Origin of the sequence: Amycolatopsis sp. lyj-108 (assembly GCF_046549005.1) — a bacterium.
Taxonomy (GTDB): Bacteria; Actinomycetota; Actinomycetes; order Mycobacteriales; family Pseudonocardiaceae; genus Amycolatopsis.
Genome location: NZ_JAJPWQ010000003.1, coordinates 616,408 through 626,942, shown reverse-complemented (window position 1 = coordinate 626,942; position 10,535 = coordinate 616,408). Strand labels below are relative to the sequence as shown.

The window sequence follows — 10,535 nt, the reverse complement described above, 5'->3', positions numbered from 1 at the left end:
AGGAGCCCTCAGTCTTACGGGTGGCGCGCCCCAGGTGACGAAGGCCTCTCGAAAGCACCCGCTTGACCTGGTGACAACTATGCGTAACCATTACTCTGAGTATTCGACTCTAGGAGTCCCCTGGATCGGTCACCCTCGACCGGTTGGGGGTGAGGAAACGGAGAACCACCAGATGGGCGATTACGCCAAGGCGCTCGGGGCCAAGCTCCGCGGGATCCGCCAGCAGCAGGGCCTGTCCCTGCACGGGGTCGAGCAGAAGTCCGGAGGCCGCTGGAAGGCCGTCGTCGTCGGTTCGTACGAGCGCGGAGACCGCGCCGTCACCGTGCAGAAGCTCGCCGAACTGGCCGATTTCTACGGCGTGCCGGTGGTCGAGCTGCTGCCGGAGGGCCGGGTGCCGTCGGGCGCCGAACCCGCCACGAAGATCGTCATCAACCTGGAGCGTCTCCAACAGCTCCCGGCGGAGAAGGTCGGGCCGCTCGCCCGCTACGCCGCCACCATCCAGAGCCAGCGCGGCGACTACAACGGCAAGGTGCTCTCCATCCGCACCGAAGACCTGCGTTCGCTGGCGATCATCTACGACATGACCCCCGGCGAGCTCACCGAGCAGCTGATCGACTGGGGTGTGCTGCCGCCAGAGGCTCGACCGTCCAAAGAGGACTAGAGATGGCGACGTTTTCGGTCCGGGGGGACCGGAAACGCCAACCGGCACCACCGAGCACGAGAACGGGCCGTGCCCTCGGAAGAGGACACGGCCCGTCGCAGTACGTCTTCTAGAGAACCGCGCGCAGGCGGTCGGCGATGGTGCCGATGCGGCCGAGCACGCCGTTCACGAAACGCGGCGAGTCGTCGGTCGACAGCTCCTTCGCCAGCCCGACGGCCTCGTCGATGGCGACCGGATCCGGCACGTCCGTCGCCCACAGCAGCTCGTAGACGCCGACCCGCAGCACCGCGAGATCCACCGGCGGCATCCGGTCCAGCGTCCAGCCCTGAGCGTGCTCCGAAAGCAGCTCGTCGATCTGCGTCTTGCGTCCGGTCACGCCCTCGACCAGCGAGATCGTGTAGTCCCCGATCGGATCGACCTCGACCGAACCGACCCTGTCCGCCAGCAACGTCACCGCGTCGGCGCCGCGCTGGGCGGCTTCGTACAGCACTTCGACGGCACGCTTGCGTGCCTGGCGGCGGCTGATCGGCCCTCCGCGGTTCGGCGACTTGCCGGATTTGTCTGAACCGGCCATCAGTTGGAGACGCGGCCCAGGTAGCGGCCGTCACGGGTGTCGACCTTGATCTTCTCGCCGGTGGTGAGGAACAGCGGCACCTGGATCTCGGCGCCGGTCTCCAGGGTGGCCGGCTTGGTGCCACCGGTGGAGCGGTCGCCCTGCAGGCCGGGGTCGGTGTGCTGGACGATCAGCTCGACCGAGGTCGGCAGCTCGATGTACAGCGGGACACCCTCGTGCACCGCGACCTGGACCTCGAAGTTCTCGAGCAGGTAGTTCGCGTTGTCGCCGACGGTCTCGGCCAGCACGGTGATCTGGTCGTAGGTCTCCGCGTCCATGAACACGAAGTCCGCGCCGTCCTTGTACAGGTAGGTCATGTTGCGACGGTCGACGGTGGCCGTGTCGACCTTCGTCCCGGCATTGAAGGTCTTGTCGACGACCTTGCCGGTCAGCACGTGCTTGAGCGTCGTGCGGACGAACGCGCCGCCCTTGCCCGGCTTGACGTGCTGGAACGCGGTGACGGTCCAGAGCTGGCCGTCGAGGTTGAGGACGAGCCCGTTCTTCAGGTCGTTGGTGGTGGCCACGAGTGTGCAGTCTCCTGTGTCGATCTTCCGGGCCGCCGTCAGACGACCACGAGTTCCTTGGTGCTCAGCGTGAGGAGTTCGGGCGTACCTTCCCGCACGACCAGCGTGTCCTCGATGCGCACGCCTCCGCGTCCGGGCAGATACACACCAGGTTCGACGGTGACGGCCATACCGGCGGACAGTGTACCGACGCCGGTGGCGGCCAGGCTGGGCGCCTCGTGCACCTGCAGTCCGACCCCGTGGCCGAGACCGTGGCCGAACTCGTCGCCGCGCCCCGCGTCGACGATCACCCCGCGCGCCGCTTTGTCCACTTCGGACACTTCGGCGCCGGGCAGGACGGCGTCGCAGCCCGCCGCCTGCGCACGCTGGACCAGCTCGTAGATCTCCTCCTGCCACGCCGCCGGCTTGCCGAGGACGAACGTGCGGGTCATGTCGGAGTGGTAACCGTCGACCGTGGCGCCGAAGTCGATCTTGACGAAGTCGCCGTTCGCGAGCACGGCCGAGGTCGGCCGGTGATGCGGGATCGCGGAGTTGACGCCCGCCGCGACGATCGTGTCGAACGACGGCCCCGTCGATCCGTGACCGAGCATGCGATTCTCGAGGTCGCGGGCGACGTCCAGCTCGGTCCGGCCCGGCCGGAGCCCGCCGGCGGACACCAGATCCTCCAGCGCCCTGTCGGCCGCGGCGCACGCCTGGCGCAGCGCCTCGATCTCCTGCTCGTCCTTGACCAGCCGCAGCTGCTCGACGAGCCCGGGCGTCCGGACCAGCTCGACGCGGTCGAAGCGGACCTTGAGATCCTCGTGCTGCTCGACACTGACGTGCTGGCTCTCGAAGCCGGTCTTGCCGAGCTTCTTCCCGGCCGCGAGGTCGGCCAGCTTCGCCGCGCTCGCGCGGTCCAGCACCCGTTCGAGGTCGGGTACCTCCGTCGCCGACTGGACCGTGTAGCGGCCGTCGGTGCAGAAGATCGTCTTGTCGTCACCGCCCCCGTGGACGAGGAGAGCGGCGTTGGACCCGGTGAAGCCGGTCAGGTACCTGATGTTGAGCAGGTCCGTGACCAGCAGCGCGTCCACCCCGGAATCGGCCAGCAGGGAACGCAGCGCCGCGCGGCGGCGAGAGAAGTATTCACGCACGCCTTGGAGTTTAGGGGGCCGACCGCTCATTTCGCCCGCATGCGCCGCCCTCTTGCGCCGCTTGTGGCGCCCGGTGGTCCGTGAGGGCCTCCTTCCCTACCCTCAAAGTAGGGAAGGAGGCCCTCACGGACCTTCGCCCACCGAGGGTCCAGGACCGCGCAGGGGTGACCATCGCTACTGGCGAGTTAAACTCACCCAATGGCACCGTGGCTGACTCGTGGACTCGTGATGGCGCTGCTGCACGGCGCGGCCGTCACCGTGCTGGCCAAGTACGAGGTCTTCAACCCCACAGACAAGACGCTCGTCACCTCCCTCGCCCTCGCCGTCCTGGTCGGCGCGGCGGCGGGCTGGAGCGCCGTGGACGCCTGGCGGGACAAACCCGAACGCGGCAGGGACTGGTTCATCGCGGCGCTGATCGCCGGACCGGTCTCGGGGGTGCTGTACGTGATCGGCCGCGCGGTGTTCGTCGATCAGACCGGCGTATCGGAGCTCGGCGGCGCGCTCACCGGCGGCGCCGCCTTCTCGGCCCTGCTGGTGCTCATCCCGGCCGGGCTCGGCCTGTTCGTCGGCGGCCGCATCACCAGGACCGAAGACGACGAAGATCAGCCCGCGAGCGGGAAACCGGCGGGGAAACCGTCCCAGGCCTGATCGCTGATCTGCTCGACGGCCGAGTCGTTCAGCGCCGCCGTCCCGGCGTCCGGCACCGCGAACATTTTGCCGTCGAGCACCACGCCGAACCCGCGACCGGGGGCGCGCACCATCCTCGCGCCGGCGCTCAGCCGCGCCGCCTGCGGGAACTTGTCGACGACCTTGAGCCGCTGGTCCAGGATCTCGCTCGCGAGGGTCGCCGCCACGGAACGCCGGTCGACCCGCACCAGGGTGCCGTCGGCCACCAGATCGATGGTCCGCTGCGGTGACGGCATCGCGACGCCTTCGAACGAGGTCCGGATGCGGACGTCGCCGTCGCAGGCCCGCGAACCGCGGACGTCCAGGCCGAAATGTTTGAGGTCGGTCGGCGCCCCCGCGCCGCCGACGATCGTGGCCCGGACGACGTCGAACGGGACCCGGTCGCAGACGTCACCCGAGGAGAGCGGCGCGTGCCCGTCGGGCCGCCGGACCAGGCCGGGGCCTTCCTTCCACGCGCCGGGGATGATCGCCGTCCGGTACGGCTGCGCGGAGAAGTCCCTGGTCCAGAAGGTGAGCGTGGTGCCGGTTTCGGTCTCGTGCGCGATCACGAAGGCGTCGAGCGCGCCGACCCACATCAGATCCGTGCTGAACCCGTCGACCAGTGAGCGGGTGCGCGGCGAGATCGTGCTCGGCTTGGGGACGAAGCCCTGCTCCCCCAGCGTCTCCACGCCTCGGGTGAACGCAGCGTCCTTGGCGCGGAGCAGGAATTGCCCGGCGCCGTTCCACCCGGCGCCCTTCGCCGTGGTGTCGGTGAAGAGCACGTAGAACCAGCCGTCGAGGTACACCGCCGAGGGCTGGCCTGCGCCGTAGACATTGGCGCGATGCACGTCGTGCGAGGGCCCGATGATCGGCTGCCCGCCCGCGGCACGGGTCCAGTTGAGGCCGTCGGGGCTGGTCGCGAGCCCGATCGAGTTGCCGAGCGCGTGATCGCCCGCCGCGCCGGTGTAGTACATGTAGTAGATCGAGCCGACCTTGATCACCGACGGGTCGCAGGTGTGCATACCGTCGAAACCGCCGGGCGCGCCGGAGAACACCGCCGCCGGGCCGCCACCGGACGGGCCGGTGAAGGGACCGTCGAGCGAGGGCGACTGCGCGTAGAGGATGTCGTCACCGGGCGGCTGCGCGCTGCCGTACTGGCTGCACCACCACATCCGGAGCTTGCCGCCGTCGCGCATCACCGTCGGGCCGTAGTTGTAGACCGCGTCCTGATCGCCCGCGGCCACCACACCGCCACTGGCCCGGGGGTCGCTCGTCGCGAGTTCGACGTCCATCGGCCGCGGCTTTTCCGTGGGCAGCTGGGCTCCGCCGATCCCGCCGCCCTTGCCATCGGCCTGGGACTGGACCTTGCCGTCACTACACGCCACGAGGGCCGCGCCTGCCGCGAGGACAGCCACCACGGCACGGGCGGGTCGCCGACCCCCACGAAAAAGGCGCATGATGGCCGAGTGTAGCGAGGCTTAACCCGGCCGGGTGACGTCAGTACCCGGTAGGGCGACCAATTCGACTTCGAAGCCGTCGGCGTTTTCGAGGTAGGCGGCGTAGTGGTGATCACCGCCCGCATTCGGAAACTTGTCCGCGAACATCGGCGACCAGCCGTGCTCGAGCGCCTTCGAAGCCAGTTCGTTCACCCGTTCGCGGGACTCGACGTGCAGGGCGAGATGGTTCAGGCCCGGCGCGGTGCGCTCGTGCTTTTCGCCGCTGAGCGCGGGAGAACGCTCGACGACGAGATAGGTCGCGCCGTGTTTCCAGCTGACCCCGGCGGGCCAGCGCTGGAATTCACGCCAGCCGAGTTCGCCGAGCAGCCAGCCCCAGCTCTCCTCGGCGCGGGCGAGATCGGGGACCCACAGTTCGATGTGGTGCGCGCGGCCGTGGTCCGAGGGCAGCGCGACGAAGACGCGGTGCGGCCCGCCGCCGTAGTGGTCGCCGCCGCCGACGTCGAGGAAACCCAAGCGCTTCACCAGGTTCTGACTGGCCACATTGGACTCGCCGACCAGCGCCCACACCGACGACAGGCCTAGCCCGACGAGTCCGTGGTCCAGCAGTGCCTTCGCGGCCTCGGTCGCCAGGCCTTGCCCGCCGTGCGCACGCGCCAGGTAGTAGCCGACCTCCGGTACGTCGCCGGGCAGCTCCTGCGACGGCCGCAGATGCGCGAGGCCGATCACCTCGCCGTCGCGTTCGATCGCCCAGTGCCCCATCCCGGCCGGGCCGCGGTACGCCAGCCGCCTGCCGACCATTTCGCGGACCAGGTCCGGCTCGGTCAGCCGGTCCGCGAAATGCGCGCTCATCGCCGGGTCGGCGAAGAGCGCGACGATCGCCTCGGTGTCCGCCTCCGTCAGCGCGCGCAGCCGCAGCCGCGGAGTCTCGATCTCGGGAGGGTTGTTCACGCCGCGTTCGCGGCCATCCAGCGCAGGGCCAGCGGGTACCCGTCGACCCCGAGCCCGGCGATGACCGCGGTGGCGATGTCCGACAGCACGCTGTGGTGCCGGAACTGCTCGCGTTTGTGCACGTTGGAGATGTGCAGCTCGATCAGCGGTGCCTTGAGCTGGGCGGCGGCGTCGCGGACCGCGATCGAGTAGTGCGTCCACGCGGCCGCGTTGAGCACCACCGGCCAGCCCGCGTCGGCGGCTTCGTGCAGCCAGCCGACCATCTCGCCCTCGTGGTCGGTCTGCCGGACCTCGACGTCGATCCCCAGCTCTTTGCCTGCTTCGGCGCAGGTGGAGACGAGATCCGCGTGCGTGGCCGAACCGTAGATACCGGGTTCGCGCAGGCCGAGCCTGCCGAGATTGGGGCCGTTGAGGACGAGCACCTTCACAGCAGCACGCTCCCGCCCGCCTTGGGGGCGTCGCCCGCCACCACCGAGTACGCGGCGGCGAGCAGCGACGGGTCCGGGCCTTCCAGCCTGCCGGGTTTGGCCAGGCCGTCGAGGACGACGAAGCGCAGCACGCCGGACCGGGTCTTCTTGTCGCCCTTCATCGTCTCCAGCAACTGCGGGAGCGCGTCCGGGTCGTACGTGGTCGGCAGGCCCAGCATCTTGAGGACCGACGTGTGCCGCTCCGCGGTGGCGTCGTCGAGACGGCCCGCGAGCCGCGCGAGTTCGGCGGCGAACACGAGGCCGACGCTGACCGCCGCACCGTGGCGCCACCGGTACCGCTCGCGGCGTTCGATGGCGTGGGCGAGTGTGTGGCCGTAGTTGAGGATCTCGCGCAGATCCGACTCGCGCAGATCCGTGGCGACGACGTCGGCCTTGACCTGGATCGAGCGGCGGACCAGTTCGCCGATGACCTCGCCGGTGGTGTCCAGCGCCGCGGCGGGATCCTGCTCGACGAGTTCGACGATGCGCGGGTCGGCGATGAACCCGGCCTTGACCACCTCGGCCATTCCCGCGACGAGTTCGTTGGGAGGCAACGTTTCCAGCGTCGAGAGGTCGACGAAGACCGCGCTCGGCTCGTGGAAGACGCCGACCAGGTTCTTGCCGGCCTCGGTGTTGATGCCGGTCTTGCCGCCGAGGGAGGCGTCGACCATGCCCAGCAGCGTGGTGGGCACGTTGACCAGGCGGACGCCGCGCATCCAGGTCGCGGCGACGAACCCGGCAAGGTCGGTCACGGCGCCGCCGCCGAGCCCGACGACCACGCCCTGGCGGTCGAGGCCCATGCGGCCGAGGACCTCCCAGCAGAAGCCGGCGACGGTGAGCGCCTTGCCGTCCTCGGCGTCGGGGATCTCGACCCGGTGCGCGTCGATCCCGGCCTCGGCCAGTTCCTCGCGGATGGCCTCCGCGGTCGTCGTCAGCGTCGGCGGGTGGATCAGCGCGACCTTGGAGGCGTCGGAGAGCTGCTCGGTGAGCTCGCCGAGCAGGCCGCGGCCGATGACGACGTCGTACGGCTTGGCGGTGTTGACGGTGATGCGGACCGGCTCGGTCATCGTTCCCCTCACTTCGGCGGAAGCCGCTTTGCCCTCGCGACCTCGCAGGTGATCTTGCCCTTGACCGGGGTGTCCCCCGGGATCTCTTCGGTCACCTTCTGGCCGGGCGACATCCGGTTCTTCGCGAACAACGCCTCACCGGAGGCCTTACCGTCGGCGTCCTTGATCGCGATGGTGACGGCGTAGCGCGCGTCCTCGCCCGTGCTGTTGGTGACCTCGATGGTGATCTTCGGGGTGTAGCTGCCGCTGTCGCATTTGGTGACCTTGACGTCGGCGGCGACGTCCTCCGCCGGAGCGGCGGAACCGGTCTGCGCGGCGGAAGTCTGGACGACGTCCGCGCCGGCGGGCTGCTTCTCCTCGCCGCACGCCGTCAGGGTCATGGCCACGACGGCGAGGAGGACGCCGGTGGTGGTGCGCTTCATGCTCGTTCCTTGCTGATCTCGTGCAGCCCGATGACGGCGGCCTCGACGACCTCGTCGGCGGTCAGGCGGTCGGTGTCGATTTCGATCGTGGCGACCTCGCGGTACACCGGCAGGCGCGCGTCGAGGAGCGACTTGTAGGTGGCCCGGGGGTTCACCCCGGCCAGCAGCGGACGCGCGGTCGAGAGCCCGGCACGCTGGACGCCCGCGGCCATCCCGACGTTGAGGAAGACCACGGTGTGCCTGGCGAGCCGCTCGCGCGTGCCCGGGGTGATCGGCGCTCCCCCGCCCAGCGAGAGGACGCCGTCGTGTTCGGCCAGCGCCTTCGCGACCATCTCCTCCTCCAGCGCGCGGAAGGCGGGCTCGCCCTCCTCGGTGAAGATGTCGGTGATGGGCTTGCCCGCGCTCGCGACGATGTCGTCGTCGGTGTCGCGGAAGGCGAGGCCGAGCCGGGCGGCGAGCGCCGGGCCCACCGTGCTCTTGCCGGAGCCCGGCGGCCCGATGATCACCGCGCGAGGAGTCACCAGCGCTCCTCGAGCGCCTTCAGGTAGGCCTCGGCGTTGCGCTTGCCCTCGACCAGCGAGTCTCCGCCGAACTTCTCCAGCGCGGCGTCCGCGAGCACCAGCGCGACCACCGACTCCAGCACGACCCCGGCGCGGGGTACCGCGCAGACGTCGGAACGCTGGTGGATGGCCACCGCGGGTTCTCCGGTGGTGACATCCACAGTGGACAGTGCTTTGGGGACGGTCGAAATCGGCTTCATGGCGACGCGCACGCGCAGCGGCTCACCGTTGGTGATGCCGCCTTCGAGCCCGCCCGCGCGGTTGGACCGGCGGGTCACCCCGACCGGACCGGTGCCGCGGTCGATCTCGTCGTGGGCCTGGCTGCCCCAGCGCTTGGCCGTGGTGAAGCCGTCGCCGACCTCCACGCCCTTCATCGCCTGGACACCCATGAGCGCGCCGGCGAGGCGGGCGTCGAGCCTGCGGTCCCAGTGGACGTGCGAGCCGAGGCCCGGCGGCAGGCCGTAGGCGATCACCTCGATCACACCGCCGACGGTGTCACCCGCCTTCCGCACGGCGTCGACCTCGGCGACCATCGCGTCGGTCCCCTCCTTGCCGAAGGCGCGGACCGGGCTCTCGTCGATGGACGGCAGGTCCGACGGAACCGGCAGCGGGCCCTCGGGCGCCGAGGCGCCGCCGATGGAGACGACGTGGCTGAGGATCTCGACCCCCAGCAGCTGCTTGAGGTACGCGCGGGCGACCGTGCCGAGCGCCGTGCGGGACGCCGTCTCGCGGGCGCTCGCGCGCTCCAGCACCGGACGGGCCTCGGGGAAGCCGTACTTCTGCATGCCGGGCAGATCCGCGTGGCCGGGCCGGGGACGGGTCAGCGGCTCGTTGCGCGCCAGGCCTTCCAGCTCCTCGGCGGGCACGGGATCGGCCGACATGACCTTCTCCCACTTCGGCCACTCGGCGTTCTCGATCTGGACCGCGACGGGGCCACCCTGAGTGAGCCCGTGCCGGACACCGCCGGTGAACTCGATGTGGTCGGTCTCGAAGCCCATCCGGGGGCTGCGGCCGAAGCCGAGCCGCCGTCGCGCGAGCTGCTCGCCCACTTCGGCGGTGGTGACCTCGACCCCGGCGGGCATCCCTTCCAGGATGGCGGCGAGAGCGGGTCCGTGCGATTCCCCTGCGGTTATCCAGCGCAACACCTGACAGATCCTGTCACAACCTCCTCTCCGTCCCGGTACAGGCCGGGCTATCCCGGACCGGGTCCGGCGAAGACGGCGAGCGCCCACGCCGCGACCAGGAGACCGGGGCCGTGCGGCACCGTGGGGTGCCGGGGCCCGCCCACCGCGAGCGCCACGCTCAGTAACGCGGCGGCGACGGCACCGAGCACGACCGACGGCCAGCCCGTCGCGGCGAGGACCGCGCCGAGACTCCCGGCGAGCTTCACGTCACCGGCGCCGAGTGAGCGTGGCGACAGCGCGTGGACGAGCGCGTGCGCCCCGCCGAAGACCAGCGCGCCCAGCACGGCCCGCCACGCGATGGCCGCCCCTCCCCCGTGCGCGGCGACCGCGAGCGCGGCGGCCAGTGCCGGGTACGCGGGCAAGGTCAGGACGTCGGGCAGGCGGCGGTACTTCAGGTCGGCGAGCGCCAGCGGGACCGCGAAGACGGTCAGCACGGCCGGGACCGCCAGCCACCACGCCGGCCAGGCTCCCGCTTGATGCCGCAGCCAGACCGCGACGAGCGCCACCGCCGCGACGGCCGCCGCCCAAGCCGTCACCGGTGCTCCGGCCCTGCGCAGGCAGGAGCGGGTGACGAGCGCCGATCCGGCGCCCGCCGCGGCGAACGCGATCGGCATGAACACAAGATCAAGAGTGCGCCCGTCGCGCTCGGTGAGGCAAGGATTTCTTTTTGTGACAGGGACTTTCACGCACTTTCGGCAGTTCGGGGGCGGGCTGAAAGGGCCTTTCGCCGCGTCTCGTGCGGTGAAGGGCCCTTTCGCTGCATGGCATGCGGGGAAAGCGTCCTTCAGCCCCCGGCCGACGGCGCGCGGCGTGGCCATTCGCCTAGGTACGTGAAG

13 protein-coding genes are annotated in these 10,535 nt (G+C 70.5%); 2 read left to right on the top strand and 11 right to left on the bottom strand.

The window, feature by feature from the left end; genetic code table 11:
* The first annotated feature begins 172 nt into the window (after positions 1-172).
* Complete coding sequence (locus ACLJO0_RS14600) at positions 173-661, top strand: transcriptional regulator (RefSeq protein WP_003096372.1); 489 nt, start codon at positions 173-175, stop codon at positions 659-661.
* Between the two features lie 109 nt (positions 662-770).
* Here the strand turns inward: ACLJO0_RS14600 and nusB are convergent, their stop codons facing one another.
* From nusB to ACLJO0_RS14585, 3 genes are read right to left on the bottom strand one after another with little or no spacing between them, the layout of a single operon-like run.
* The gene (gene nusB, locus ACLJO0_RS14595; protein WP_125783628.1) at positions 771-1,235 is read right to left on the bottom strand and encodes a transcription antitermination factor NusB; all 465 of its coding nucleotides are present in this window, start codon (positions 1,233-1,235) and stop codon (positions 771-773) included.
* The gene (gene efp, locus ACLJO0_RS14590) at positions 1,235-1,798 is read right to left on the bottom strand and encodes an elongation factor P (protein WP_076163692.1); all 564 of its coding nucleotides are present in this window, start codon (positions 1,796-1,798) and stop codon (positions 1,235-1,237) included. The genes nusB and efp overlap by 1 nt, the downstream gene beginning before the upstream one ends.
* Before the next feature lie 38 nt (positions 1,799-1,836).
* Positions 1,837-2,928 carry a M24 family metallopeptidase gene (locus ACLJO0_RS14585; RefSeq protein ID WP_410579080.1) on the bottom strand — a complete coding sequence of 364 codons (1,092 nt, stop codon included), beginning with the start codon at positions 2,926-2,928 and terminating at the stop codon, positions 1,837-1,839.
* A gap of 228 nt (positions 2,929-3,156) precedes the next feature.
* On the opposite strand from ACLJO0_RS14585, the gene ACLJO0_RS14580 reads away from it, so the two are divergent.
* Positions 3,157-3,576 (top strand): B-4DMT family transporter, encoded by a 420-nt coding sequence (locus ACLJO0_RS14580; protein WP_410579306.1) that lies wholly within the window; start codon positions 3,157-3,159, stop codon positions 3,574-3,576.
* Here ACLJO0_RS14580 and ACLJO0_RS14575 read toward each other — a convergent pair.
* From ACLJO0_RS14575 to ACLJO0_RS14540, 8 genes are read right to left on the bottom strand one after another with little or no spacing between them, the layout of a single operon-like run.
* Positions 3,531-5,012, bottom strand: coding sequence for a beta-xylosidase (locus ACLJO0_RS14575; protein ID WP_410579305.1), 1,482 nt, complete (start codon positions 5,010-5,012; stop codon positions 3,531-3,533). The genes ACLJO0_RS14580 and ACLJO0_RS14575 overlap by 46 nt on opposite strands.
* 60 nt (positions 5,013-5,072) lie before the next feature.
* On the bottom strand, positions 5,073-5,999 hold the full coding sequence (locus ACLJO0_RS14570; RefSeq protein ID WP_410579079.1) for a GNAT family N-acetyltransferase: 927 nt from the start codon (positions 5,997-5,999) through the stop codon (positions 5,073-5,075).
* Positions 5,996-6,427 (bottom strand): type II 3-dehydroquinate dehydratase, encoded by a 432-nt coding sequence (gene aroQ, locus ACLJO0_RS14565; protein ID WP_125793769.1) that lies wholly within the window; start codon positions 6,425-6,427, stop codon positions 5,996-5,998. The genes ACLJO0_RS14570 and aroQ overlap by 4 nt, the downstream gene beginning before the upstream one ends.
* A complete protein-coding gene (gene aroB, locus ACLJO0_RS14560) occupies positions 6,424-7,533 on the bottom strand; it encodes a 3-dehydroquinate synthase (RefSeq protein ID WP_410579078.1) in 1,110 nt (369 codons plus the stop codon). The genes aroQ and aroB overlap by 4 nt, the downstream gene beginning before the upstream one ends.
* A gap of 8 nt (positions 7,534-7,541) precedes the next feature.
* Positions 7,542-7,955 carry a hypothetical protein gene (locus ACLJO0_RS14555; protein WP_410579077.1) on the bottom strand — a complete coding sequence of 138 codons (414 nt, stop codon included), beginning with the start codon at positions 7,953-7,955 and terminating at the stop codon, positions 7,542-7,544.
* Positions 7,952-8,476 carry a shikimate kinase gene (locus tag ACLJO0_RS14550; RefSeq protein WP_125783615.1) on the bottom strand — a complete coding sequence of 175 codons (525 nt, stop codon included), beginning with the start codon at positions 8,474-8,476 and terminating at the stop codon, positions 7,952-7,954. Before ACLJO0_RS14550 ends, ACLJO0_RS14555 begins: the two co-directional genes overlap by 4 nt.
* Entirely contained in the window at positions 8,473-9,660 is a 1,188-nt protein-coding gene (aroC, locus tag ACLJO0_RS14545) for a chorismate synthase (RefSeq protein ID WP_125793765.1), read from the bottom strand. Before aroC ends, ACLJO0_RS14550 begins: the two co-directional genes overlap by 4 nt.
* A 47-nt stretch (positions 9,661-9,707) precedes the next feature.
* The gene (locus ACLJO0_RS14540; RefSeq protein ID WP_410579076.1) at positions 9,708-10,319 is read right to left on the bottom strand and encodes a prepilin peptidase; all 612 of its coding nucleotides are present in this window, start codon (positions 10,317-10,319) and stop codon (positions 9,708-9,710) included.
* Between the last annotated feature and the right edge of the window lie 216 nt (positions 10,320-10,535).

Coding starts and splice junctions, on each gene's coding strand:
- ACLJO0_RS14600 (WP_003096372.1), top strand. CDS start 173: ATGGGCGATTACGCCAAGGCGCTCGGGGCCAAGCTCCGCGGGATCCGC.
- nusB (WP_125783628.1), bottom strand. CDS start 1,235: ATGGCCGGTTCAGACAAATCCGGCAAGTCGCCGAACCGCGGAGGGCCG.
- ACLJO0_RS14580 (WP_410579306.1), top strand. CDS start 3,157: ATGGCGCTGCTGCACGGCGCGGCCGTCACCGTGCTGGCCAAGTACGAG.
- aroB (WP_410579078.1), bottom strand. CDS start 7,533: ATGACCGAGCCGGTCCGCATCACCGTCAACACCGCCAAGCCGTACGAC.
- ACLJO0_RS14555 (WP_410579077.1), bottom strand. CDS start 7,955: ATGAAGCGCACCACCACCGGCGTCCTCCTCGCCGTCGTGGCCATGACC.